20 protein-coding genes are annotated in these 23,850 nt (G+C 63.8%); 6 read left to right on the plus strand and 14 right to left on the minus strand.

Annotated features, from left to right (window positions below):
- Window positions 1–56: 56 nt before the first annotated feature.
- The 7 genes from PSEK12I1_RS0120760 to PSEK12I1_RS0120790 all read right to left on the minus strand — a co-directional run bounded on the left by PSEK12I1_RS0120760 (window position 57) and on the right by PSEK12I1_RS0120790 (window position 7,468).
- Window positions 57–1,238: an acetyl-CoA C-acetyltransferase gene (locus tag PSEK12I1_RS0120760; protein WP_027602792.1), complete on the minus strand. Its 1,182-nt coding sequence runs from the start codon at window positions 1,236–1,238 to the stop codon at window positions 57–59.
- Window positions 1,239–1,251: 13 nt separating this feature from the next.
- Window positions 1,252–1,878, minus strand: a complete 627-nt coding sequence (locus tag PSEK12I1_RS0120765; protein WP_007162849.1) for a CoA transferase subunit B — start codon at window positions 1,876–1,878, stop codon at window positions 1,252–1,254.
- A 1-nt stretch (window position 1,879) separates the two neighbouring features.
- The gene (locus PSEK12I1_RS0120770; protein WP_027602793.1) at window positions 1,880–2,581 is read right to left on the minus strand and encodes a CoA transferase subunit A; all 702 of its coding nucleotides are present in this window, start codon (window positions 2,579–2,581) and stop codon (window positions 1,880–1,882) included.
- Between the two features lie 19 nt (window positions 2,582–2,600).
- Window positions 2,601–3,353, minus strand: a complete 753-nt coding sequence (locus PSEK12I1_RS0120775) for a 3-hydroxybutyrate dehydrogenase (RefSeq protein ID WP_027602794.1) — start codon at window positions 3,351–3,353, stop codon at window positions 2,601–2,603.
- A 10-nt stretch (window positions 3,354–3,363) separates the two neighbouring features.
- Window positions 3,364–4,758: a GntP family permease gene (locus tag PSEK12I1_RS0120780; RefSeq protein ID WP_017641834.1), complete on the minus strand. Its 1,395-nt coding sequence runs from the start codon at window positions 4,756–4,758 to the stop codon at window positions 3,364–3,366.
- A gap of 359 nt (window positions 4,759–5,117) precedes the next feature.
- Window positions 5,118–6,554 carry a sigma-54-dependent Fis family transcriptional regulator gene (locus PSEK12I1_RS0120785; RefSeq protein ID WP_027602795.1) on the minus strand — a complete coding sequence of 479 codons (1,437 nt, stop codon included), beginning with the start codon at window positions 6,552–6,554 and terminating at the stop codon, window positions 5,118–5,120.
- Window positions 6,551–7,468: a 3-hydroxyacyl-CoA dehydrogenase family protein gene (locus PSEK12I1_RS0120790; RefSeq protein WP_007162854.1), complete on the minus strand. Its 918-nt coding sequence runs from the start codon at window positions 7,466–7,468 to the stop codon at window positions 6,551–6,553. Before PSEK12I1_RS0120790 ends, PSEK12I1_RS0120785 begins: the two co-directional genes overlap by 4 nt.
- Before the next feature lie 198 nt (window positions 7,469–7,666).
- Here PSEK12I1_RS0120790 and codB point away from each other — a divergent pair, with 198 nt between their 5' ends.
- Window positions 7,667–8,929 carry a cytosine permease gene (codB, locus tag PSEK12I1_RS0120795; RefSeq protein WP_027602796.1) on the plus strand — a complete coding sequence of 421 codons (1,263 nt, stop codon included), beginning with the start codon at window positions 7,667–7,669 and terminating at the stop codon, window positions 8,927–8,929.
- A 10-nt stretch (window positions 8,930–8,939) separates the two neighbouring features.
- Window positions 8,940–10,181, plus strand: coding sequence for a cytosine deaminase (gene codA, locus PSEK12I1_RS0120800; RefSeq protein WP_027602797.1), 1,242 nt, complete (start codon window positions 8,940–8,942; stop codon window positions 10,179–10,181).
- A gap of 604 nt (window positions 10,182–10,785) precedes the next feature.
- Here the strand turns inward: codA and PSEK12I1_RS0120805 are convergent.
- The 4 genes from PSEK12I1_RS0120805 to PSEK12I1_RS0120820 form a co-directional block, all read right to left on the minus strand.
- Window positions 10,786–11,271, minus strand: a complete 486-nt coding sequence (locus PSEK12I1_RS0120805) for a GNAT family N-acetyltransferase (protein ID WP_027602798.1) — start codon at window positions 11,269–11,271, stop codon at window positions 10,786–10,788.
- A gap of 35 nt (window positions 11,272–11,306) precedes the next feature.
- The gene (locus PSEK12I1_RS0120810; RefSeq protein WP_027602799.1) at window positions 11,307–13,409 is read right to left on the minus strand and encodes an ATP-binding protein; all 2,103 of its coding nucleotides are present in this window, start codon (window positions 13,407–13,409) and stop codon (window positions 11,307–11,309) included.
- Window positions 13,406–14,899: an ATPase domain-containing protein gene (locus tag PSEK12I1_RS0120815; protein WP_027602800.1), complete on the minus strand. Its 1,494-nt coding sequence runs from the start codon at window positions 14,897–14,899 to the stop codon at window positions 13,406–13,408. Before PSEK12I1_RS0120815 ends, PSEK12I1_RS0120810 begins: the two co-directional genes overlap by 4 nt.
- A gap of 254 nt (window positions 14,900–15,153) precedes the next feature.
- Complete coding sequence (locus tag PSEK12I1_RS0120820) at window positions 15,154–16,767, minus strand: histidine kinase famiy protein (protein ID WP_027602801.1); 1,614 nt, start codon at window positions 16,765–16,767, stop codon at window positions 15,154–15,156.
- A gap of 235 nt (window positions 16,768–17,002) precedes the next feature.
- Between PSEK12I1_RS0120820 and PSEK12I1_RS24465 the strand changes: the two genes are divergently transcribed.
- The 3 genes from PSEK12I1_RS24465 to PSEK12I1_RS0120835 all read left to right on the plus strand — a co-directional run bounded on the left by PSEK12I1_RS24465 (window position 17,003) and on the right by PSEK12I1_RS0120835 (window position 18,822).
- On the plus strand, window positions 17,003–17,389 hold the full coding sequence (locus PSEK12I1_RS24465; RefSeq protein ID WP_052504098.1) for a response regulator: 387 nt from the start codon (window positions 17,003–17,005) through the stop codon (window positions 17,387–17,389).
- 214 nt (window positions 17,390–17,603) lie between these two features.
- Window positions 17,604–18,092, plus strand: coding sequence for a hypothetical protein (locus PSEK12I1_RS0120830; RefSeq protein ID WP_027597570.1), 489 nt, complete (start codon window positions 17,604–17,606; stop codon window positions 18,090–18,092).
- Between the two features lie 109 nt (window positions 18,093–18,201).
- Entirely contained in the window at window positions 18,202–18,822 is a 621-nt protein-coding gene (locus tag PSEK12I1_RS0120835; protein ID WP_027602802.1) for a LysE family translocator, read from the plus strand.
- Window positions 18,823–19,310: 488 nt separating this feature from the next.
- On the opposite strand, the gene PSEK12I1_RS24685 is transcribed toward PSEK12I1_RS0120835, so the two are convergent.
- The gene (locus PSEK12I1_RS24685; RefSeq protein WP_155951348.1) at window positions 19,311–21,023 is read right to left on the minus strand and encodes a lipopolysaccharide assembly protein LapB; all 1,713 of its coding nucleotides are present in this window, start codon (window positions 21,021–21,023) and stop codon (window positions 19,311–19,313) included.
- A 2-nt stretch (window positions 21,024–21,025) separates the two neighbouring features.
- Window positions 21,026–22,123 (minus strand): protein kinase, encoded by a 1,098-nt coding sequence (locus PSEK12I1_RS24470; RefSeq protein WP_081737453.1) that lies wholly within the window; start codon window positions 22,121–22,123, stop codon window positions 21,026–21,028.
- A 338-nt stretch (window positions 22,124–22,461) separates the two neighbouring features.
- Between PSEK12I1_RS24470 and PSEK12I1_RS0120845 the strand changes: the two genes are divergently transcribed.
- A complete protein-coding gene (locus PSEK12I1_RS0120845; RefSeq protein ID WP_027602804.1) occupies window positions 22,462–22,953 on the plus strand; it encodes a hypothetical protein in 492 nt (163 codons plus the stop codon).
- Between the two features lie 60 nt (window positions 22,954–23,013).
- Here the strand turns inward: PSEK12I1_RS0120845 and PSEK12I1_RS0120850 are convergent, their stop codons facing one another.
- A complete protein-coding gene (locus tag PSEK12I1_RS0120850; RefSeq protein WP_027602805.1) occupies window positions 23,014–23,796 on the minus strand; it encodes a hypothetical protein in 783 nt (260 codons plus the stop codon).
- Window positions 23,797–23,850 lie beyond the last annotated feature (54 nt).

The raw sequence follows: 23,850 nt of genomic DNA on the forward strand, positions 1-23,850 counted from the left end.
GGCCGCTCCTACAGTGTGTCCGTATCTGTAGGAGCGGCCCACGGCCGCGATAGGGACTAGCGCCGCTCCACCGCCAGGGCCACGCCCTGACCACCGCCGATACACAGGGTCGCCAGGCCACGCCGGCCCTCGCGCCGCCGCAATTCGTGCAGCAGGGTCACCAGCACCCGGCACCCCGAGGCGCCGATAGGGTGGCCCAGGGCGATGGCGCCGCCGTTGACGTTGACCTTCTCGTCATCCCAACCCAGCTCCTGGCCCACGGCCAGGGCCTGGGCGGCGAAGGCTTCGTTGGCCTCGATCAGGTCCAGGTCGGCCAGTTGCCAGCCGGCCTTTTCCAGGGTCTTGCGGGTGGCCGAGACCGGGCCGATGCCCATGATCGCCGGGTCGACCCCGGCGCTGGCATAGGCGGCGATATGGGCCAGCGGCGTCAGGCCCAACGCCTCGGCCCTGGTCGCGCTCATTGCCAGCACCGCGGCGGCGCCGTCGTTGAGGCTGGAGGCGTTGCCGGCGGTGACGCTGCCGTCCTTGGCGAAGGCCGGCCGCAGGCGGGCCAGGCCCTCGGCGGTGGTGTCGGCGCGAATGCCTTCGTCGGTGTCGAACAGCAGCGGCTCGCCCTTGCGCTGGGGGATGGCCACCGGGGTGATCTCCTCGCGGAAACGCCCGGATTCCACCGCCGCCGCGGCGCGCTGCTGGGAGCGGGCGGCGAAGGCATCCTGGGCCTCGCGGCTGATCTGGTACTGCTGCACCAGATTCTCCGCGGTTTGGCCCATGTGGTAGTCGTTGAAGGCATCCCACAGCCCATCGCTGATCATTGAGTCGACCAGCTCGGCATGCCCCAGGCGCAGGCCGCTGCGCACCTTGGGCAGCACATAGGGCGCAAGGCTCATGTTCTCCATGCCACCGGCGATGACGATATCGGCGTCGCCGCAACGGATCGCCTGGACGGCCAGTTGCACCGCCTTGAGGCCGGAGCCACAGACCTTGTTGAGGGTCAGGGCCGGCACCTCGTGGGGTAGGCCGGCCTTGACCGCCGCCTGGCGGGCGGGATTCTGGCCGGCGCCGGCGGTGAGCACTTGACCGAGGATGACTTCATCCACCTCGGCCGGTGCCACACCGGTCTGCGCCAGCAGGGCGCGGATGACGGTGGCGCCGAGCTCCACCGCGGGTACGTTGGCCAGGGAGCCCTGGAAACTGCCGACCGCGGTGCGGGTGGCGGCGACGATGACGACGTCTTGCATGGCTGGGGTCTCCTCAGGCCTGGATGGGGGCGCCGGTGGCGGCGCGCAGTTCATCGAGGCTCACGCCTTCGGCCAGTTCCACCAGCTTGAGGCCGCCTTCGGTCACCTCCAGCACGGCCAGGTCGGTGATGATCAGGTCGACCACGCCGACCCCGGTCAGCGGCAGGTCGCAGGCTGGCAGGATCTTGTGGGCGCCCTTGGCGGTGTGCTCCATCAGCACCACCACGCGCTGCACGCCGGCTACCAGGTCCATGGCGCCGCCCATGCCCTTGACCATCTTGCCGGGGATCATCCAGTTGGCCAGGTCGCCTTGTTCCGACACCTGCATGGCGCCGAGGATGGCGAGGTTCACGTGGCCGCCGCGGATCATGCCGAAGCTCGCGGCGCTGTCGAAATAGCTGCTGCCGGGCAGGGCGGTGACGGTCTGCTTGCCGGCGTTGATCAGGTCCGGATCGACCGTCTCGGCGGTGGGAAAGGGGCCGATGCCGAGCAGGCCGTTTTCCGACTGCAGCCAGACGTCCATGCCGGCGGGGATATAGTTGGCGACGAGGGTCGGCAAGCCGATGCCGAGGTTGACGTAGAAGCCGTCCTGCAGCTCCCGGGCGGCGCGTTGCGCCATCTGTTCGCGGGTCCAGGCCATCTTACTTCTCCTCGCTCAGGGTGCGTTTCTCGATACGTTTCTCGGGGCTGGCGTTGACCACCAGGCGCTGCACGAAGATGCCGGGCAGGTGGATCTGGTCGGGATCCAGCTCGCCGACCTCCACCAGCTCTTCCACCTCGGCCACGCAGACGCGACCGGCCATGGCGCACAGCGGATTGAAGTTGCGCGCGGTCTTGTTGAAGACCAGGTTGCCGGCCTTGTCGGCGCGCTGCGCCTTGACCAGAGCCACGTCGGCGATCAGCGCCAGCTCCATGACATGGGGCTGGCCATTGAAGTCGCGGACCTCCTTGCCCTCGGCCACCAGGGTGCCGTAGCCGGTGCGGGTATAGAACGCCGGGATGCCCGCGCCACCGGCGCGCAGCTTCTCGGCCAGGGTGCCCTGGGGGGTGAATTCCAGCTCCAGTTCGCCGGCCAGGTACTGGCGCTCGAATTCCTTGTTCTCGCCCACGTAGGAGGAAATCATCTTGCGGATCTGCCGGGTCTCCAGCAGCTGGCCGAGGCCGAAGCCGTCCACCCCGGCGTTGTTGCTGATGGCGGTCAGTTCGCGGGCGCCGGTGTCTCTCAGGGCGGCGATCAGCGCCTCGGGGATGCCGCAGAGACCGAAGCCGCCCACGGCCAGGGTGATGCCGTCGCTGACCAGCCCATCGAGGGCGGCCGCGGCGTTGGGATAGAGCTTGTTCATGATGGAGATCCTCTTGTCGTTATTGGGCGGTCCAGCCGCCGTCCATGGTCCAGGCGGCGCCCCGTACCTGAGCAGCGGCCTGGCTGCACAGGAACAGCGCCAGTTCGCCCAACTGGTCGGTGGTGACGAATTCCTGCGACGGCTGCTTCTCGCTGAGCAGGTCGCGCCGCGCCTGGTCCGGATCACTGCCACGGCTGTCCAGCTGCTGCTGGATCAGCGGGGTGAGCACGAAACCCGGGCAGAGGGCGTTACAGGTGATGCCGGTACGCGCGGTCTCCAGGGCGGTGACCTTGGTCAGGCCCACCACGCCATGCTTGGCGGCCACATAGGCGGCCTTGCCGGTGGAGGCCACCAGGCCATGCACCGAAGAGATGTTGATGATGCGCCCCCAGTCGCGCGCGCGCATGCCCGGCAGCGCCAGGCGGGTGGTGTGGAACACCGCCGAGAGATTGAGCGCGATCACCGCGTCCCAGCGCTCCACCAGAAAGTCTTCCACCGGCGCCACGTGCTGGATGCCGGCGTTGTTGACCAGGATGTCCACGCCGCCGAAGTCGCGCTGGGCGTAGGCGAAGAGCTCTTCGATCTCCTCTGGCCTGGACAGGTCGGCGCCGTGGAAGCCGCTGCGGCCGGGCAGGCTGGCCTGGGCCGCAGCGGGATCGCCGAAGCCGTTGAGGATGAGGGTGGCGCCAGCGGCGGCCAGGCGCTGGGCGATGCCCAGGCCGATGCCGCTGGTGGAGCCGGTGACCAGGGCGGTCTTGCCGGTGAGGTCCATGGCTGTCTCCTTAGACGAGGCCGGTCAGGTAGTAGAGGGCGATGACGAAGAACACCGCCACGGTCTTGATCAGGGTGATCTTGAACACGCCGCCATAGGCTTCGCGGTGGGTCAGGCCGGTCACCGCCAGCAGGGTGATGACCGCGCCGTTGTGCGGCAGGGTGTCCATGCCGCCGCTGGCCATGGCCGCCACCCGGTGCAGCACCTCCAGGGGGATGCCGGCCGCGTTGGCGGCGGCGATGAAGGTGTCGCTCATGGCGGCCAAGGCGATGCTCATGCCACCGGACGCCGAGCCGGTGATACCGGCCAGCAGGGTCACGCTGACGGCTTCGTTGATCAACGGATCGGGGATGGCCTTGAGGCCCTGGGCGAACAGCACGAAGCCGGGCAGGGCGGCGATCACCGCGCCGAAGCCGTATTCCGAGGCCGTGTTCATCCCGGCCAGCAGGGCGCCGGAGACGGCCGTCTTGCTGCCTTCCGCCAGGCGTCCGCGGATGGCGCCGAAGCCGGTCGCCAGCACCAGCAGGATGCCCGCCAGCAGCGCGCCTTCCACCGCCCAGATGCCGGTCAGCTTGGCGACTTCCTGGGTCACCGGTTTGGCCATGCCGGGCAGGGCCAGGTTATGGGTGGCGCCGTACCAGTCGGGAATCCAGCGGGTCAGCAGCAGGTTGAGCACGCCCACCAGCACCAGCGGCGCCAGGGCCAGCCAGGGATTGGGCAGCGGCAGGTCGGCAGCGGTCTCGGGTTCGTTGCGCAGCGGTACGCTGGCATAGCCTTCGCCACTGTTGCGCGCCTTGCGGCGAGCGCTGCCGAGGTAGGTCAGGCCCACGGCGATGACGAACAGCGATCCGGCCAGGCCCAGCCAGGGCGCGGCCCAGGCGGTGGTCTGGAAGAAGCTGGTGGGGATGATGTTCTGGATCTGCGGCGTGCCGGGCAAAGCGTCCATGGTGAAGGAGAAGGCGCCCAGGGCGATGGTCGCCGGGATCAGCCGCTTGGGGATGTCGCTCTGGCGAAACATCTCCGCGGCGAAGGGATAGACCGCGAAGACCACCACGAACAGCGAGACGCCGCCATAGGTGAGCAGGGCGCAGACCGCGACGATCACCGGGATGGCCCGCTCGCGACCGAGCAGACGAATGGCCGCGGCGACGATGGCACGGGAAAAGCCCGACAGCTCGATCAGCTTGCCGAACAGGGCGCCCAGCATGAACACCGGGAAATAGAGTTTGAGAAAGCCCACCATCTTGTCCATGAACACCCCGGTGAAGGCGGGCGCCACGGCGGACGGGTCGGTGAGCAGCACGGCGCCGAGGGCGGCGAGAGGGGCGAAGAGGATGACACTGAAACCCCGGTAGGCGGCGAACATCAGCAGCGCCAGGGCGGCGAGTGCGATCAGGACACTCATGGCTTCTCCTAGAGCTTCGCCTGGGGCGAAGCGGTTCTTGTTGTTATAGGGCGATGCAGAGATCGCCCGAATGCAGGAGCCAGAACCGTGCCAGATTCATAGGTTATTGTTTTGTATGGATTTTTATTTTGATCGCTGCCAATTACCGCCATTTTGTCTCAAAATCTGGACCCCGTAGGTTGGGCTGAGCGCAGCGAAGCCCAACAACAGCTCGACGCCGGCCATGTTGGGCTTCGACGATAAAGCCTTCTCCACCCAGCCTGCGCATGACTCTGTAGGAGCGGCCCATGGCCGCGATAGATCGTCAATCGCGGCCATGGGCCGCTCCTACAGGCTTTGTCTCTATCTATGGATCTGTCTCATGTTCGAGACATAAGCCCCAGCGCCACCAGCTTCTTGTATAGCGTGGAACGCCCCAACCCAAGGCGCCGGGCGGCTTCGTCTACCTTGCCGCCGCAGGCGGCCAGGGTCGCCTGGAACAATTCCCGGTCGAAGCGCTGGCGCGCTTCGGCGTAGGTTTCGCCGGTAGCGCTCGTCACAGGCTTGGCTGGCAGTTCGGCGGAAACGCCCAGGGCCTCCGCCAGCGCCGCGGCGTCCAGCTGGCTGTCGTCGCCCAGCAGCACCGCGCGCTCCAGCACGTTGCGCAACTCCCGCACATTGCCGGGCCAGGGCTGGCGCTGCAGTAAGGCCAGGCCGTCGGCGGTGAGGTCGGGCGTCGACTGTCCGCCCACCTGCGGCAGCCCGTCGAGGATGGCCTCGGCCAGCACCGCCAGGTCGTCCAGGCGTTCACGCAGCGGCGGGATGCGGATCGGCAGCACGTTGAGGCGGTAATAGAGATCGGCGCGAAAGCGTCCCTCGGCCACGGCGGTCTCCAGGTCGCGGGAGGTGGCGGCGATCATGCGCACGTCGCAGGCCAGCACCTCGTTGGAGCCCAGGGGTTCGTACTCCTTTTCCTGCAGCACCCGCAGCAGCTTGGCCTGCAAGGCCAGGGGCATGTCGCCGATCTCGTCGAGAAACAGGGTGCCGCCCTGGGCGATCTGCAGCTTGCCCGGGCGGGCGCGCCGTTCGGCACCGGTGAAGGCGCCCGGCGCGGTGCCGAAGAATTCCGCTTCCAGCAGGCTTTCCGGGATGGCCGCGGCATTGATGCTGACGAAGGGCCGCCCGGCCCGTGGCGAGGCGCCGTGGATGGCGTGGGCCAGCAACTCCTTGCCGGTGCCGGTTTCGCCCAGCAGCAGTACCGCGGCCTCGCTGGCGGCCGCGCGCCGGGCGCGGCGCTTGACCTCCAGGCTGGCCGGGCCGCTGCCGACGAAGTGGCCGAAGCCGTACTTGGCGGTGCGCGCATGCTGCAGCGAGCGCCGGGTGGTGGCCAGTTCTTCCTGGATGCGCAGGTAGCGGGTCACCAGCGGCGCCAGTTGCTGCAACTGGTCGAACAGGGCGAAGCCGATGGCGCCGATCAGTTCGCCCTCGTCGGTATGGATCGGCAGGCGCATCACCACCAGCGGTCCGTTGCGGGTCTCCAGCATGTCCAGCAGGATCGGCTGGCCATTGCGCGCCACCTCGCGCAGCAGGCTGTGGGGAATGACCTGTTCCACCGGCTGACCGATGGCGGCGGCGGCATCCGGCAGGCCGAAGTGCTGGGCGTATCTCTGGTTGATCCAGACGATGCGCGCCTCGCGGTCGACGATCACCGTGCCGTTGCTGGTCTGCTCGATGATCTCGAACAGCGAGCGGATCGCCCGCTGGCGGATGTCGGCGTAGTCTTCCAGCCCGGGCAGACCCGGCGGGGTGCGGCTCATGGCTTCAGCGCATGGCGCAGCTGGTGCAGCCGCCGCTGGACGATGCGCTCACGCCGCGCGGCGTCCCACTCATGGAAGCCGTGGCCGCTGCGCAGGCCGGTACGGCCGGCGGCCACCTGGTCTTCCAGCAGCTGCAGCGGCGCCTCGTCCCGCGCAAGGGTCGGCCAGAGATGCCGGGCGATGTCGCGAAAGGTATCCAGGCCACCCATGTCCGCCGCTTCCAGCGGCCCGACCATGGCATAGCGCCGACCCAGGGAGGCGCGCATCACCCGGTCCACCGTCTCGGCATCCGCCGCGCCGCTCTGCACGATGTGCAGGGCCTCGCGCAGCAGGGCGAATTGCAGGCGATTGCCGACGAAGCCGGGAATGGCGCGCTGCAGGACCACGGCTTCCAGTTCCGCGGCTTCCAGCAGTAGGCGCACGGATTCCAGATGGGCGGGCAGGGTGGCCGTGCCGGGCACCAGCTCCACCAGGGGAATGAAGTGCGGTGGATTCCAGAAGTGCGCGATCAGCAGGCGCTCGGGATGGCGCAGGTGCGCGGCCAACTCGTCCGGTGGCAGGCCGCTGGTGTTGCTGGCGATCAGGGCATCGGGGCGCAGCACGGCTTCGAGCTGGGCATAGAGGCGGTGCTTGAGCTCCAGGCGCTCGGGCACGGCTTCGAACAGCAGGTCGCAGTCGGCGAGATCGGCCAGCTCGGTCGTGGTGCTGAGGCGGGCGATGACCGCCTCGGTGTCCACCGCGATGTCGGCTTCTTCCAGCTCGGCGAGCAGGGTGCGCGCGGTGGCGGCCACCTCGGCGAGGCGGGCGGGGTCGACGTCCTGCAGCTGCACGGCATGGCCGTGGCGCGCCAGGTGTACGGCGATGCCGATGCCCATGAGACCGGAACCCAGGACGGCGAGGCGTGGCGTGGTCATGATCTTTTCCTTGTGAGACGGCCGCGGCAACCGTCTCACACTTGACCGCTCCCGGCCAAGGCACGGGGCTGTGCCTTGCACCAAAGCCGGGCTCCAGGGGCCGGCCGGCGAGGGCGTCCTGGCCTCTGCCATGCCGCTTGGCGGGGCCTGGCACGGCCACTGCTAAGTCTCAGGTACGCCCATCCCGAGGAATGCCTTATGAGCAACGCCGGCAACGACTATCCCCTGAGCGAAGTCCCGCCCCACGCCCGCAAGGGGCTGGCCTCCCTGGCCATGGTGCTGCTGGGCTTCACCTTCTTTACCGCCACCATGTTCGCCGGCGGCAAGCTGGGGGTCGCCTTCGGTTTCACCGACCTGCTGTGGGTGATCGCCCTCGGCAATCTGCTGCTGGGTCTCTATGCCGCCGCCCTCGGCCATATCGCCTGTCGCAGCGGCCTCAACTCGGTGCTGATGGGGCGCTTCGCCTTTGGCGAACGCGGTAGCAAGCTGTGCGACCTCATCCTCGGCTTCACCCAGATCGGCTGGTACGCCTGGGGGACGGCCACCGCTGCCGTGGTGCTGGGCAGGTACTTCGGCCTGGAGCAGGGCGCAGTGCTGGCGCTGATGGCGGTATTCGGCCTGGGCTTCTGCGCCACCGCCTACATCGGCTACCGCGGCCTTGAGATCCTCTCCTGGATCGCCGTGCCGGCCATGGCGCTGCTGCTGATCCTGTCCATGAGCGTGACCACCGCCAAGGCCGGCGGCCTGGCCGGCCTGCTGGCGATCCAGCCCAGCGCCAGCCTGGACCTGTCCACCGCCATCACCCTGGTGTTCGGCACCTTCGTCAGCGGCGCAACCCAGGCCACCAACTGGACCCGCTTCGCCCGTTCCACCCGGGTGGCGGTGCTGGCCAGCCTGATCGGCTTCTTCATCGGCAACGGCCTGATGGTGCTGATCGGCGCCTATGGCGCCATCGTCTACCAGCAGCCGGACGTGGTGGAGGTGCTGATGCTGCAGGGCTTCGCCACCGCCGCCCTGGCCATGCTGCTGCTCAACATCTGGAGCACCCAGGACAATACCATCTACAACTTCGCCGTGGCCGGCTGCAATCTGGTGCGTACCAGCCGCCGCAAGACGGTGACCCTGGCCGGCGCCCTGATCGGTACCGCCCTGGCCGTGCTGGGCATGTACGACCTGCTGGTGCCCTATCTGGTGCTGCTCGGCACGGTGATCCCACCCATAGGCGGGGTGATCGTCGCCGACTTCTGGCTGCGCCATCGCGGGCGCTATCCGCTGCTCGCCGAGGCCCGCCTGCCGCACTACAACTGGCCGGGGCTGGCCGCCTACGGCCTGGGCACCATCGCCGCCTTCGGTTCGCCCTGGGTGGCGCCCCTGGTGGGCATCGGGGTGGCGGCGCTCGGCTATGGCGTGTTCAATGGCCTGAGTCGCGGTCGTCGTGCCGCCGCCCCCGCTTCGCTCTAGGAGATCGACCATGCGCATCCTCAACGCCCGCCTGCGTGACCGCGAAGGCCTGTATGACATCCGCCTCGAAGGCGGACGCATCGCCGCCATCGCCGAGCAGCTCATGCCGCCTGCGGTAGGGCCGGACGACATCGACGCCGCCGGCAACCTGGTGGTGCCGCCCTTCGTCGAGCCGCACATCCACCTCGACGCCACCCTGACCGCCGGCGAGCCGCGCTGGAACATGAGCGGCACCCTGTTCGAGGGCATCGAGTGCTGGGGCGAGCGCAAGGCCACCATCACCCAGGAAGACACCAAGACCCGCGCCACGCGCACCATCCGCGCCCTGGCCGCCCATGGCATCCAGCACGTGCGCACCCATGTCGACGTCACCGATCCGTCGCTGGCCGCACTCAAGGCCATGCTGGAGGTGCGCGAGCAGACCGCCCACCTTATCGACCTGCAGATCGTCGCCTTTCCCCAGGAGGGCATCGAGTCCTTCAAGAATGGGCGCGAATTGATGGAGGAATCCATTCGCCTGGGCGCGGATGTGGTCGGCGGCATCCCGCACTTCGAATACACCCGCGATCAGGGCGTGAGCTCGGTGAAATTCCTCATGGACCTGGCCGAGCGCACCGGCTGCCTGGTGGACGTCCATTGCGACGAGACCGACGATCCCCATTCGCGCTTTCTCGAGGTGCTGGCCGAAGAGGCACGCAGCCGCGGCATGGGTTCGCGGGTCACCGCCAGCCACACCACCGCCATGGGCTCCTACGACAACGCCTACTGCGCCAAGCTGTTCCGCCTGCTGACCCACGCCGGCATCAACTTCATCTCCTGCCCGACCGAGAGCATCCACCTGCAGGGCCGCTTCGACACCTTTCCCAAGCGCCGCGGCGTGACCCGGGTCAACGAGTTGCTGGAGGCCGGCCTCAACGTCTGCTTCGCCCAGGATTCCATCGTCGATCCCTGGTATCCGCTGGGCAACGGCAACATCCTGCGGGTGCTGGAAGCGGGGCTGCACATCTGCCACATGCTCGGCTATCGCAACCTGCAATCGGCGCTGGATCTGGTCACGGTCAACAGCGCCAAGGCCCTGTGCCTGGGCGATCGCTACGGCCTGGAGGAAGGGCGACCGGCCAACCTGCTGGTGCTCTCCGCCGACAGCGACTACGAGATGGTCCGCAGCCAGGGCCTGCCGCTGTACTCCATCCGTAACGGCAAGGTACTGATGCAGCGCCGCCCGGCACAGGTGGAACTGGCGGATCGGTAACGGGTGGCGGTCCGCCGATGCGGACAGGCTTGTGCCGGTCGCCTGCGATTTCAGGGCTAGCAAAGATCTGATTTTCACTCGGACAGAGCCCCCTCTCCCTCTGGGAGAGGGCTGGGGTGAGGGCGCGCCCCATGCCGCAGTCCCCTGTGGAAAAGGCTGCGCCGTTTTCCACGCTACGGTGCTGCGATTTTCAGGGCTGGCAAAGATCTGATTATCACTCGGACAAAGCCCCCTCTCCCGCTGGGAGAGGGCTGGGGTGAGGGCGCGCCTCATGCCGCAGTCCCCGGTGGAAAAGGCTGCGCCGTTTTCCACGCTACGACGCTGATCCTTGGTCGAAAATCCCCCTCTCCCTTTGGGAGAGGGTTGGGGTGAGGGCGCGCCCCATGCCGACGTCCCCGGTGGAAAAGGCTGCGCCGTTTTCCACGCTACGGCGTTGATCGCGGCCATGGGGCGCTCCTGCAGGGGAATCGGAATCCGTAGGAGCGGCCCATGGCCGCGATCGGCGTCCCCCGGCAACAGCGGATCGCCATAACCGCAACCAACATTACCCATGTCGCGTCCCATCGCGTCGGGCTTCGCTGGCGCTCAATTCAACCTGTGAATCCTACCGCCCACTCTCGGCGAAATCCCGCAGCGCCGCGCCATCCAGGCGATAGCGCACCCATTCGCTCTGGGCCTGGGCGCCCAGGCTTTCGTAGAAGTCGATGGCCGGGGTGTTCCAGTCCAGCACGCTCCATTCCAGGCGGCCGCAGTCGTTGGCCACCGCTTCGCGGGCCAGTTCGCGCAGCAGGCCCTTGCCCAGGCCAGTGCCGCGGGCGCTGGGGCTCACATAGAGGTCTTCCAGGTAGATGCCGTTGCGGCCCAGCCAGGTGGAATAGCTGTAGAAATACACGGCATAGCCCACCACCACGCCGTCGTGCTCGACGACCAGCGCCCGGGTCGGGGTGTCGGCGGCGAACAGCGTCGCCTCGATCTGGGCCGGACTGGCCAGCACCTCGTGGACGGCCTTTTCATAGTCGGCCAGTTCGACGATCAGTTCGTGGATGCGGGTGGCGTCTTCGCGGCGGGCGGGGCGGATCTGGGAGGTCATGGGGTCCTTGGCTAGGTCGCGGGGCGGCGGCGACCTCAGGAGGGCGCCACGGCCCGATTGGCGGACCCGGACAGCATGGCGGCGACCTGCGCGGCCAACTGGTCCAGGGTAAAGGGCTTGGTCATCAGCTCCATGTTACCACCCAGGAAGGAGGTCCTACTGAGTGCGCCCTCGGCGTAGCCGGTGAGGAACAGCACCGGCAGCCGCGGCCTGAGCTGCTGGATGACCTCCGCCAACTGGCGGCCGTTCAGGCCCGGCAGGCCGACGTCGGTCACCAGCAGGTCCAGCTGCGGGATCTGATCCAGCAGACGCAGCGCGGCCTTGCCCTCGGCCGCGCTCCAGACCCGATAGCCCAGGGCTTGCAGCGCCTCCTGATTGACCAGCCGTACCGCATCGTCGTCTTCCACCAGGAGGATGGTCTGGCCGGCACCCTGGACGAGCTCCGCCGGCTCGGCGCGCTGCGGCTCGCGGCGCTGTTCCGCCGTGGGCAGATAGACGCACACCCGGGTTCCGCTGGCGTCACTGGCGAGGGTCAGGCGGCCATTGCTCTGCCGGGCGAAGCCATAGACCATCGACAGCCCCAGACCGGTGCCCTGGCCCTGGGGCTTGGTGGTGAAGAAGGGCTCGAGCACCTTGTCCAGCAACCGCTCCGGAATGCCGGTTCCGGTGTCCCGCACCTCGATGCAGACATAGTCTCCTGGAGGCAGCGCCTCGTCTTCGGCCGCCGGCTCGGTGACCGTCACCGGATAGGTCGCCAGGGTGACGACGCCGCCATCCGGCATGGCATCGCGGGCATTGATCACCAGGTTGAGGAGGGCATTCTCCAGCTGGTTGGCGTCGGCCAGGATCCAGGGCGCCGTCGGGTCCAGTTCCAGCGTCACCGAGATCTGCTCGCTCACGGTGCCCTGCAGCAGATCCTGCAGCGCCAGGATCAGGTCGTTGGCCGACATCGGGCGCGATTCCAGCGATTGCCTGCGCGAGAAGGCCAGCAACCGCTGGGTGAGCGCCGCCGCCCGATGCGCCGAGTGCTGCGCCGCCTCCATGTAGCGCTCCAGGCCGGCAAGTTGCCCCTTGTTCTTGATCTTCATCAGGTCCAGGGCGCCCAGCACCCCGGTGAGCATGTTGTTGAAGTCATGGGCGATGCCGCCGGTGAGCTGGCCGACCGCTTCCATCTTCAGTGACTGACGCAGCTGCTCTTCGGCGCGACTGCGTTCGGCGGTTTCCCGCTGCAATTCGCTAAGGGTAAGCGCCAGGGTACGGGTGCGCTCCTCGACCTGGACTTCCAGTTCTTCGTTGAAGCGGCGCAAGGCCAGTTCCGCGCGTTTCTCCTCGCTGATATCGGCGATCACCGTAGTCGCACCGATGATCTGCTGGCCGGCGTCGTGAAGCGGCACCGCGCTCACCCGCAGCCAGGATTCCTCGCCGGTGGCACTGGTGTGATAGAAGTCCTGCCCCTTGACCCGCTCGCCACCCAGCGCCCGAGCGCCCGGGAAACGTTCGGGCGGCAGCAGCCGGCCATTGCTGTCGAGCGCGGTCCAGCGCGCCACTTCCTGCGGTTGCTGGGACGGAATGCGCTGACCCGGCACGTACTGCTCATAGAAGGGATTGCTGACCAGGGTGCGGCCCTGGGCATCCATGAAGCACACCCCCACCGGCAGGTTCTCCAGCAGCGTCTGCAGGCGTTCGCGCTCCTGGGCGAGTTCGGCGAGACGGTCGCGCATCTCGAACTGGCGCAGTCGCGACCGCCAGGCGGCGGCCACGCTGCTCAGCAGGGAGGCCCCACTCAGGGGCCGCTCCAGGATGACCAGATTGGTGGCGGCCGCGGGCAGCTGACGACGCAGGAGATCGTTGCCGCGGCCCGAGCGTTTGGAGTCGGAAGCCAGCAGCACCAGCGGGATGTCCGACCAGGTCGGCTGGCGCTCCAAGGCCTGCGCCAGAGCGTTCAGCTCCTGGCGCAGAGCCTCCTCGGTAAACACGATGATGCCCGTCTCGTCGCCCAGCGCGGCTGCAACCTCGTTGAGCGTGGACAGGCAGCGCGTGTGATAGCCCTGGGTGAAGAGTCGCTGCAGGCTGGCGGCATCGCCCCGGAGCGGGGCACAGATGATCAGCTCGCAGGAAGACGTCTTGGTCTCGGTCAATCGCGCTCTTCCATCAGGGGTTGCTTGGCACCGAAGTACTCCGGGGTGCCGGTCAGCACGCCGCGGAAGTCCACCAGGGGCTGACCCACCCGGATGCCCCGGGTATCGATGCGCAATTCCCGAATCGCGTCCTCGTGGCCGCCACCGCGGTGCTTGAGGATGGAAATGGCCTTGCGCAGTCGGCCCTGGGCCTCGAAGAAACGGATCAGCACCACGGTATCGGCGATGTAGGAGATGTCGAGGCTGGAGGTCATCGTCCCGACCAGACCGTGCTGGGGATTGATGAGAAAGGTCACCACCCCGGACTGACTCAGGTAGGAAAGCAACTCGTGCATCTGCAGGATCAGGTGTTGCTCCTGGGGCATGGCGGCGAGGTAGCCGTTGAGGCTGTCCATGACCAGCAGTCGGCAGTCGTTCTCATCGACATCCCGCCGTACGCGCCAGGCGAATTCGCCGGGAGACAGTTCGGCCGGATCGATCTGGTGGACCACCAGCAGACCCTCGTCGATATAGCGATGGAGCGGCATACCCATGCTTTCCGCGCGCTTGAGCAGGGTGCCGATACGCTCGTCGAATTCATAGACGGCGCACCTTTCGCCGCGCGCGCAGGCCGCGGTGACATATTGCAGGGCCAGGGTGGTCTTGCCGGTACCGGCCGGGCCGGTGATCAGGGTGCTGGTGCCGCGCAGGGGGCCGCCATGCAGCAGCGCATCCATGTCCGCGATGTTGCTGGGCACGGGCTGGCCCACGAAATCCTGGTAGCGCCCTGCGGCGATCATGCGCGGATAGATCTCCAGGCCGCCGCGGCGCAGGACGAAGTCGTGATAGCCGGCGATGAAGTCCACGCCACGCAACTTCTGGATCTGCAGGCGCCGGCGGGCGGCGCCGAAGTCCAGGGTCAGGCGCTCCAGGGTCAGCACCCCGTGGCAGAGGCTGTGCAGATGATTGTCGCGCTCGCCCCCACTGGCGGTCAGATCGTCCACCAGCAACACGGTCAGGCCGCGTCCGGCGAAGAATTGCTTGAGCGCGAGCACCTGGCGGCGATAGCGCAAGGGATCCTGGGCCAGCAGGCGCATCTCCGACAGGCTGTCGAACACCAGGCGGCGCGGCTGGAGTTCGTCGACGCGGGCCTGGATCAGCTCGATGGTGTCACCCAGTTCGGACTCCCAGGGATGCAGGATGGTCTGCTCCTGCGCACCGCCGAGCACGGCATCGGCGGCGGACAGCTCGAACAGGTGCACGCCGTCCAGGCTCCAGCCGTGGGACTCGGCCACGCACCGCAGCTCTTCGCTGGTCTCCGACAGGGTGATATAGAGCACCGACTCGCCCTGGCGGACGCCTTCGAAGAGAAACTGCAAGCCCAGGGTCGTCTTGCCCGAACCTGGGGTGCCCTCCAGCAGGTAGAGCCGATCCTTGGGTAGACCGCCGCGCAGGACCTGATCCAGGCCGGCATTGCCTGTCGCGATAATGGACGCGCTAGAAGAATTCATGGATGGCCAAACCTCGCGGCGTCGGAAACGAAGAGCACGGAAAACATGCGGCGCAGACGGCTGCTGGAGCAGGGGCGCTGTGCGTTACGCTGAGGTGAAGGGAGCGATGGGGCTGCGTTGGAACCATGCAGCGGAAAAAACGGAGGGCGCGATCCGCGCCCCGTTAATCGTCAGTCTAATCGTGTCGCTGGTCCAAGGCCACTCCGACCCATCGACACGGCCCGGCCCCGGCGCGGGTAAGAGCGCTCGCACCCTCAGGCGATCCCGTTGGGTCCGTCCAGCACCCGGCGAATCTTGCGCGCCAGGTCGTTGGGGATGTAGGGCTTGGAGATCACATCGAATTCCGAACCGCCGATGTCGGTGCGCTCCAGCGAATTCTCGGCGTAGCCGGTGGTGAGCAGTATCTTCATCGCCGGGTGCAGGCGTTTCACCTCGCGCGCCAGCATCACCCCATTCATGCCGCCCGGCATGATCAGGTCGGTGAACACCAGGTCGAACGGCTGCTCGTCTTCGCGCAGCAGGCGCAGGGCTTCGCTGGCATTGAAGGCGATCTGCGCGGTGTAGCCGTAGTCTTCCAGCACCAGCTTGGCCAGTTCCGCAACGTCCGGACGGTCTTCCACCACCAGGATGCGCTCGGTACCGCTGCGGCGCTCCGAGCGCTGCTCGGCCTGTTGCTGGGTGACATGGCTGTCATCCACCGGAAAGTAAAGGCGCAGGGTGGTGCCGACGTCTTCTTCCGAATAGATGCGCACCGTGCCGCCGGATTGCTTGGCGAAGCCATAGACCATCGACAGGCCGAGCCCCGAGCCCTTGCCTTCTTCCTTGGTGGTGAAGAAGGGATCCATCACCCGATCGCGGATGCTGGCCGGCATGCCGTGGCCGTTGTCGGTGATCGCCAGGCTGACATAGCGCCCGGGCATGAGGCCGTCGTAGGACATGTTCGCCAGCTCGCGCACCTCGACGTTGCGCGTCTCGATGCCCACGCTGGGCTGCGGGCAATCCGCCAGGGCGTCGCGGGCGTTGATCAGGATATTGAGCAGCGCCACCTCGGCCTGGGTGGGATCGATGCGGCAATTCCACAGCTCGGGGTCCAACTGAGTGCGGATTTCCACGTCGCCCAGGGTCCGCTCCGCCAGTTCATGGGAGGTGCGGATCAGGTTGTTGAGGTTGAGTACCCGGCCTTCGAGCTTCTGCTTGCGGGAAAAGGCCAGCAGCTGCTGGGTGAGGGTACTGGCGCGCTCCGCCGCCGACTTGGCGTGGGTGGCGCTGCGCACGATGCGTTCCTGGTCGAAGCTGGGCTTTTCCGCAGTGCGCTGGATGATGTCGATATAGCCCATCATCACCTGCAGCAGATTGTTGAAGTCGTGGGCGATGCCGCCGGTGAGCTGGCCTAGCGCCTCCATCTTCTGCGCCTGGCGCAGGGCGTCCTCGGCGTCGCGCCGCCGGCTGACATCCAGCTGGGACGCGAAGTAGTAGGTCAGCTCGCCCGCGTCGTTATACACCGGCGAGACGAACAGCGCATTCCAGAAGGTCGAGCCGTCCTTGCGGTAGTTGATGATCTCCACCGAGATCTCGCGCTCCTGCTCCACCGCCTCGCGAATCTGGACGACCACCGAACGATCCGTCTCCGGTCCCTGCAGGAAGCGGCAGTTGCGCCCCAGCAACTCGTCCACCTGGTAGCCGGTCATGTCGGTGAAGGCGTTGTTGGCGAAGATGATCGGGTTGTCCGGCTGCTTGGGATCGGTCACCAGCATCGGCATCCGCGTGGTTTCCACCGCGGCAAAGAAGATGTTCTTGCCCTCGTGCGAAACATCGCTGGTAGCGGAATTGTCGACCCGCGCCTTGCGGGAGGGGGGCTGTCGGCTCACGGAGGCGGGGTCCTTGCGCAGGCGAAAAATGGGCGTCTTGGCCCTCAGACAGCCAAGCGGCGAAAAAACTTCATCCGCGCCCCTCACGAGGCCGTCTGGCATGGTTCTTTTAAGGGCTGAAAGCCAGGCGTGGCGCGGGTTTGAAGGCAATTGGCCAGCCTACCGCTCACCTGCCTCAGGTGACCGTTAGGTAGGTTCGGGGAGAACCTCTCCCGCCTTCGCTGTCTGAGCTGCCATGAAGCCGAGAAGCCTTGAAATACAAAGACAAATTCTGGTTCTGGAAGACGATCCGGGGCAGCGCGAGCTGCTGACCGAAATCCTCACCGAACAGGGGCTGAACGTCGTGGCAGTCGCCTCCAGCGATGAAGCGATGGCTCATATGGACACCCGCGGCAGCGATACCAAGATGGTCATCGCCGACGTCAACGTGCCGGGCATGCTGGACGGTCTGGCCTTCGCCCAGCTCGCGGCGGTGAGCTGGCCCACGGTGCCCTTCATCATCATTTCCGGCTACATCGACCAGGATCTCGCCGTCCTGCCGCGGCGCGCCGCCTTCCTGCCCAAACCCTGGAGCGTGGCCGACCTCAGCCAGTTGGTCGAGAGCCTGCTGCCGCGTCGCTAGTGTCCTGTTTCCTGGGATAGGACGGTTGGTGCGACCTACCTACCCAGCTCTTGTCATCGCTCCTTTCGTCCCCTGAATAGACACGCTCGTCGGCCTCGACCGGTCGGCACTGGCCAAATGATATGACGTCCGTCGGCATGCCGGTTTTGCAGGGAACCAAATGCGCTGAACGCTATCAATGTGCCATCTATTCCCGACTGGCAAGGAGCGCTTCATGGACGCAGTCATCACCCAGATTTCTCAGATCACCGATTGGGAATTTCTCATTGCGCTGGAGCGCAGCCTGGAAAGCCGCGGTCGCCTCGACCTGGCCGCGCGAGAAGCCCTCGAACGCCAGGGCAATCTGCTCTCGCGCCGTTACCTGATGCAGAAGGGCAAGCTCGGCAACGGCCCCTTCACCCCGGTGGAAAACGAGATCCTCGACGTCCTGGCCATGGCCACCGCCGCCCTGCGTCGCAGCCGCCGTCTGCCCCATAACATCGTCAAGACCCTGCGCGCCGGTGGTCTGATCGAGGCGGTCGAGCGTAACGTCTGCCACGCCGGCGCCCTGCAGTGCCGCACCGACTTCGAAGCCGACGGCATCCCTCGCGGCACCCTGGAGCGCATCGTCGATCGCAATCCCCAGGCCTTCGAACTGGAAGCCCGCCGCGCCGCCGCCCGCTACATCGCTGACCAGGAACCCGCCTTCCGCGCCGCCGGTTGAGCCTTGCCATGGCCGCCTGCGGGCGGCCATCGCGGTACGACGGCAGGCTGATCGTCGTCCTGACCCCGTGCTACCGTTTCGAGCCTCTCTCGCCGAAACGAGCCCCGCCATGTCCCTCGCCGACAACCTGCTGGCCTTTACGCTGGCCGCGTCCCTGCTCACCCTTACTCCGGGTCTCGATACCGCGCTGATCCTGCGCACCGCCGCGGTAGAGGGCCGCGCCCAGGCCTGGCGCGCGGCCCTGGGGATCAATGCCGGCTGCCTGCTCTGGGGCGCCGCCGTGGCCTTCGGCCTGGGTGCGCTGCTTGCGGTCTCGGAGCTAGCCTATACGCTGCTCAAGTACTGCGGCGCCGCCTACCTCTGCTGGCTCGGCCTCAACCTGCTGCTGCGCCCCCGTAACGCCATCGCCCCTGCGGAAGGCGCGGGCGGCTCAGGCTCCAACTGGTTTCTCAAGGGGATGCTGGGCAACGTGCTCAATCCCAAGGTCGGCATCTTCTATGTGTCCTTCCTGCCCCAGTTCATTCCCCAGGGCCAACCCCTGATCGCCTGGACCTTCGGCCTGGTCGCCATCCATGTGGCACTGGGCCTGGTCTGGTCCCTGACCCTGATCGGCGCCACCTGCACCCTGGGCGAGACCCTGCGCAAGGCCACAGTGATCCGCTGGCTGGATCGGATGACGGGCGTGGTCTTTCTGCTGTTCGCCGCCAAGCTGGCGTTGAGTCGGCGGTAGAGAGGGGGAGGGGCGGCGCTCCTTCGGGAGCGCCAAAGCCAAACCCCAGAAACGACAAAGCCCGCACTAGGCGGGCCTTAGGGTGATCCTTGCGGATCAAATAGGTCGGAGCGACTACGTCAAACAGGTAGCTTGAAAGGTGCTCTGCGCAAGGTTTTCCTCCGAGGTCTAAGCATTTGGCATACACGTAGGCATACATAGCGCCTATTTCGCATTCGAGCCGCTGAGATGGCCACGATGTCATCTCAGACGAACCTCGACCATCAGGGCGGTGTGACTCTCGTCAGTGAGAACGCTGCGGTTTCTGCCAGCCTATCTACACGGAGAGCTTCGCGAGTGCGTGATACCCATTTGAACGCCGAGAATCAGAGGTCTAGTGAAGGTATTCACCCGTTCTCAAACTCTAAAGTTTCGGCTACATACATGAGTAAGTTCGCTGCTGGAGCAATTGTCCCTAATTTTTGTAGATCTGCTGGAGGGCGTTGTAATCAAGGTTTCTTATTTGTTCTTATAAATGCTATTGCCGAGGAGGGGGCGTTAAAATCGTGGGGGAGCCAAAATTTGCTCATAAAATCACTATCGTTTCTAACTGTGGCGATAGCTGTTTCTACTTTTACGTCTTGGTGGTGTGGTGGTTCATTGTCTGGGATGAAAGGTTTAGAGAAGAATTCAGGCCAGCTTTCTTTTTGGTCAATGTTTTTATGCACTTTGTCTAGGAAAAATTCTGCAGCAGGAGTTACTTTGGATCTTTGGGTTTCAAGTGCCTTTTTAGCTTGGTTAAGCACTTCTGTACTCCATGGTGCTTCGGTTATCAGTGCCTCTCTAATGTGATTCAGTACCAAGATTAATCTCGAGGGTGTGTTCGATTTCAGGAAGTATTCGTCAGCCTTCTCATAAAATAGCCTACCGCTTTCTAGATTTCCTGTCCTGTAGTGGTACATTCCTATGTTGGCGAGCGCATGTGCTGCTTCATATGCGTCTTTGCCGTGCATGATGCTTCTTAGTGTTTTTATGGATTTTTCCCTTATTTTGAGATCTTTAGCTGATAGCAATGTTAGATCTCTTGTTCCTATCCATCCGTAGATAAAGTTTAGTCTTAGTGTATTGTTATCAGGGTTTGCGTGGAGTGCCTCGCTAGTCACCTCGTACACAGTTTGGAAATCGTTTAGAATCGAGGCGATGTAAGTAATGGCATTGGCAGGACTTGCCGAATAGGGCTCTTCTCTATACCAATTTCGCGCATGGACCAGTGCTTCAAATATGTTCTTTTCGTTGTATGCTTTCCAGTACTTTGCTTCATGCGCATCTTGCGCCTCAGGGTCGCTTTCAAGCGCTGAGTCAATTTGCCTACTAAAATCTAAATTAGAGCTTCGCTCGGCCCATTTAGCTTGTGCAAGAGAGTTTTTTGTTGGGTCGATAAGTGACTGTTTAAATAATGCTTTAGCTTTCTTTTCCGCGCCGTCAATGAGCTCAGAAGTAGCCGCTGAGCTGTTTAGCTCTGAAAGGTGAATCGGCTTTATATTCGATTCAAGTAATTTCTTAGCTGTTGACCAGTTCTTTTGAGGCTTTTTTGACGAACGATTTACTGCCATTTCAGCAGCAACTAGCCAAGGATCATTCTTGAAATTTGGTGATTTGATCAAGATGTGATGTGCTTGATCGGCGTCGCCATGATGCAGCCAAAACGTTGACGCTATTCGTGAAACCCATCTGTGACCTGCGCAAAGTTTTATGCCAACTTGCATGGCTCTGACAGAGCGCTCTTTGTCTCCGTGTATTGTGTAAAGGCGAGCAAGGTCTATCCACGCGAGAGCATCGTCTTGGTTTGTTCTGATTCTATTTCTAAGTACGGAAATCTCACCTTCAATATTAGGCATGGGATACGGTGCTGCGGTTCCCAAGATCTTCGCGCAATATAGCTGGACGTCCAGTGGAAGGTTTTTAGAGTTCAGTGATGTTATGAATCTTGCCGCCACTTCCGCAGCGGCATGATTGTTTTCCGTAATAGCGGCATTGAGTAATTCTACAGCTACTCCTAGTTCCGGTCTTTCGGTAAACTCCGCAAGTATCTCATCTGCTATATTGATGAGGGTTTCTCTCGAGTTCTTCTTGTTTATAGCAACAAGTTCTGGGGATTTGGCCGCCTGCTTTGAAGGCGTCCAAATTGGCATTATGTCTCTTTTTGTTTCAAGAATAGACATCTTCAAGTTCTCGGTTGAATTTTCTTTACTTCAATAGAGGCTTTCAGTGCGAGTCGGTTCAGCTCACTGACTATGCGATCCAGACCTAAAGATGGAATGCTGAATTTTCTAGTTTTGCTTGAGCTTCTTTCCCGGAAATCAGGATTTCCACATTGTTTTATCACGTTTATCAGATCGTCGGCTAGCCAGATTGGTAACTGCGCCTTCCACTCAATCAAAGTCTCTGTGAAACATTGTTGTAAAAAAGGCAGGGCTTGCAAATACGCATTGCAAGGTCCATTCCACTCTGCAGGAATCAAATCGGGTGGTAGTTTCACATATGTTGATGTATTGATCGTGGACCCAAAAAAAACGAAGCTTATAAGAGAGGCGAATTGATAGAGGTCACATCTTTGTCTTCGGTCAATCCAAGTGCTCAGTGGGTATTGATAGGTTTGTTCAGGGGGAGCATATGTTCTGTCGCCAGCAATGATGTACGCATCGTGAAGGCTGACAGCGGTTTCAATGCTTGCTCTGCCTAAATCCCCGATTTTTGCTTCTTTCCCGCCAAATATCATGACGTTAGACGGCTTCAGGTCTTGATGTGCTATTTTTGATCCATGAAGTTGTAATATGCCAGAGGCGACGTCCCGGAGATAGGTTAGCTTTATTGCTACATCGATAGCACTTACTTTATCTATATAGCTTCTAACATCGCCTCCGTCTGCAAGTTCCATAACCATATAAGGGATGGTCGATATCTGCTCTCCAGGAATCGGCGGTACATCCTGCTGCCCATGATCGAGGATACGTACAATTCGCCTCATGTTTGCACCAAGGCAAACCTGATGGAGGTGTGTTTCGAAGTTGTAGGCTTGCGTCTGATCCGCAAGTGCTTTGACGATGTCCTGACCGTTTGCACGAGCTTGTTCCATCGCCTTGACGATATCAAACGCCTTGAGGAAGGCTTTTTGATTACCTCTGGTCACGGAGTAGGAAACTGAGAAGAAACCACCGGTACCGCCTCCTTTTCGACCCGTAGGAAGCTTTTCTTCGACGTACCAACCGTTTTCTAGCGTAAGGCCTACTAGGCGATTTGCGGCATTTCCTTGCGACGACATTTTTGCTCCTGGTGATAAAGGCGCTCTGTGGACCGAGTAGCTGCGTCCAAGATGGCCGATTGTCGTGAATCGGTCATCTCGAATCTTAGCGCTAGCTGCAGGGTTTTGCGGAATTACGTATCGAAGCTTTTTTCGCTCCTAAGCAGCGTAGCGGCTAGGTTTCGGTTTTCTGCAGGTGTGCAGAAAAAGCGACACATTTAGCCCGCAGGTGTGGCGGGGGGACAACGGCGCGCGCTGGGGTAAGAGGCCCCGCAGCGGCCGGAGACGGACGGTTGGGAACGAATCCTTGCAAGTGCTATCAGAGCGCCATCTTTAAACCACTTGCAGGGATAGCAGCTATGGATCGTGTCGTCGCCCAGATCTCCCAGGTTCTCGACTGGGAATACCTCATAGCACTGGAAAGCAGCCTGACCGCTCGCGGTCTCATCAACGGAAAGGTGCAGGCTGAGCTGGACCGCCATGCCCATACCCTCGCCCGGCGCTACCTGCTGAAAAAGGCCAAGCTGGGCAACGGCCCGTTCTCCGCCGCGGAAGAAGAAATTCTTGAGGTCCTGGCTGGTGCTGTGACCGCGCTGCGGCGTTCACGGCAGTTGCCGCACAACATCATCAAGAGCCTGCGCGCTGGTGGCTTGATCGCTGCCGTACAGCGCAGCGTCTGCCACTCAGGTGTTCTTCAATGCCGCACCGACTTCGAAGCAGATGGCGTGGCGCGTGGCACCTTCGAGGCCATCGTAAATCGCCATCCCACCGAGTTCGATGCCGACACCGTGGCGATGGCCAGTTTGCAGTTTGCTCAGTGTGTGCAGCAGCCTTTGCAGGCAGCCGGGTAATTCGTCCTTTGTGGAAAGCAAAAGGCCGCCCGTAGGCGGCCTGTCGCTGGCCAGGAAGAGCTAGGCGCTGCGCTGTTCGTCTTGCTCCTTGAGCAACGCCTCTAGGTTGGCTCTCTTTTGATAGCGCGTTGCAGGACTGGACGCCTCGCGGTCGCCGAGTTCGTAGACCGTGACCGTCAGCAGCCGCAGGGTTTGGTCCTGCGGATCTGCGTCGGCCGGCTCCAAAAAAGTGGCCGCCGATTCAACCAGCTTGGCCAGCGCGCCTTTGAAGCGTTCCCGTGCCGCCTCGTCGCGTTCAGTTTGGCCAGATGCCCTGGTGTTGTTGCCGATTCCGTCTGCGACAACCTCGTTGAAATGGCGCGCCTTTCGTCCCTGGATCAGTCGGAGCCAGGCCAGCCCTTGTTCCGTGGCGAACATCGCAGCGGACGCAGTGGCAAAGCGATGACCCTCGTAGAGGGCTGCCGCCTTGTTCCAGGTGGAGACGTACCGCTCGCGTGCATCACACACGTCCAGCTGCGCCAGCTGATAGCTCGGCTCTAATTCGGCCGCCAGTTGCTCGTAGCTCTCAGCCAGCTCGCGCTTGTCCAGCTCTTCCCGCTTCGTCTTCAAGACCTCCGGTGTCAGCTCGCCATCGGCGGCGCGGAAGGCCGCCCGCCATTCACTGCCGGCCGTCTCCGACTCGTGCCGCGCGGCGCGGCCGGTGGCTCGGTGCTTCTCCAGTCGCTTGCCCAAGGTAACCAGGGTCTCGCGGTGGACCAGGTAGGCGGCCTTCGCTTCGTCATGGGCGACCAGGGCGGCGGCGACGTCGTCGGGGAGGGCGGTGGTGTGGGTTTCGATGGTCATGGTGTGTCTCTCGTTTGGGGTTGGGTGCTTGGGACCGGCCGTGCTCGAGCACGG

This window comes from Pseudomonas sp. MOIL14HWK12:I1, assembly GCF_000510705.1.
GTDB lineage: Bacteria > Pseudomonadota > Gammaproteobacteria > Pseudomonadales > Pseudomonadaceae > Chryseomonas > Chryseomonas oryzihabitans.

What these genes read in the sequence shown, in the direction of transcription:
- PSEK12I1_RS0120785 (WP_027602795.1), bottom strand. Translation starts at nt 6,554, where the DNA reads ATGAGCCGCACCCCGCCGGGTCTGCCCGGGCTGGAAGACTACGCCGAC.
- PSEK12I1_RS0120775 (WP_027602794.1), bottom strand. Translation starts at nt 3,353, where the DNA reads ATGGACCTCACCGGCAAGACCGCCCTGGTCACCGGCTCCACCAGCGGC.
- PSEK12I1_RS0120790 (WP_007162854.1), bottom strand. Translation starts at nt 7,468, where the DNA reads ATGACCACGCCACGCCTCGCCGTCCTGGGTTCCGGTCTCATGGGCATC.
- PSEK12I1_RS0120780 (WP_017641834.1), bottom strand. Translation starts at nt 4,758, where the DNA reads ATGAGTGTCCTGATCGCACTCGCCGCCCTGGCGCTGCTGATGTTCGCC.
- PSEK12I1_RS0120770 (WP_027602793.1), bottom strand. Translation starts at nt 2,581, where the DNA reads ATGAACAAGCTCTATCCCAACGCCGCGGCCGCCCTCGATGGGCTGGTC.
- PSEK12I1_RS0120765 (WP_007162849.1), bottom strand. Translation starts at nt 1,878, where the DNA reads ATGGCCTGGACCCGCGAACAGATGGCGCAACGCGCCGCCCGGGAGCTG.
- PSEK12I1_RS0120835 (WP_027602802.1), top strand. Translation starts at nt 18,202, where the DNA reads ATGTCCCTCGCCGACAACCTGCTGGCCTTTACGCTGGCCGCGTCCCTG.
- PSEK12I1_RS0120815 (WP_027602800.1), bottom strand. Translation starts at nt 14,899, where the DNA reads ATGAATTCTTCTAGCGCGTCCATTATCGCGACAGGCAATGCCGGCCTG.
- PSEK12I1_RS0120845 (WP_027602804.1), top strand. Translation starts at nt 22,462, where the DNA reads ATGGATCGTGTCGTCGCCCAGATCTCCCAGGTTCTCGACTGGGAATAC.
- PSEK12I1_RS0120760 (WP_027602792.1), bottom strand. Translation starts at nt 1,238, where the DNA reads ATGCAAGACGTCGTCATCGTCGCCGCCACCCGCACCGCGGTCGGCAGT.
- PSEK12I1_RS24685 (WP_155951348.1), bottom strand. Translation starts at nt 21,023, where the DNA reads ATGTCTATTCTTGAAACAAAAAGAGACATAATGCCAATTTGGACGCCT.
- PSEK12I1_RS0120850 (WP_027602805.1), bottom strand. Translation starts at nt 23,796, where the DNA reads ATGACCATCGAAACCCACACCACCGCCCTCCCCGACGACGTCGCCGCC.
- PSEK12I1_RS0120830 (WP_027597570.1), top strand. Translation starts at nt 17,604, where the DNA reads ATGGACGCAGTCATCACCCAGATTTCTCAGATCACCGATTGGGAATTT.
- PSEK12I1_RS0120805 (WP_027602798.1), bottom strand. Translation starts at nt 11,271, where the DNA reads ATGACCTCCCAGATCCGCCCCGCCCGCCGCGAAGACGCCACCCGCATC.
- PSEK12I1_RS24470 (WP_081737453.1), bottom strand. Translation starts at nt 22,123, where the DNA reads ATGTCGTCGCAAGGAAATGCCGCAAATCGCCTAGTAGGCCTTACGCTA.
- PSEK12I1_RS24465 (WP_052504098.1), top strand. Translation starts at nt 17,003, where the DNA reads ATGAAGCCGAGAAGCCTTGAAATACAAAGACAAATTCTGGTTCTGGAA.
- codA (WP_027602797.1), top strand. Translation starts at nt 8,940, where the DNA reads ATGCGCATCCTCAACGCCCGCCTGCGTGACCGCGAAGGCCTGTATGAC.
- codB (WP_027602796.1), top strand. Translation starts at nt 7,667, where the DNA reads ATGAGCAACGCCGGCAACGACTATCCCCTGAGCGAAGTCCCGCCCCAC.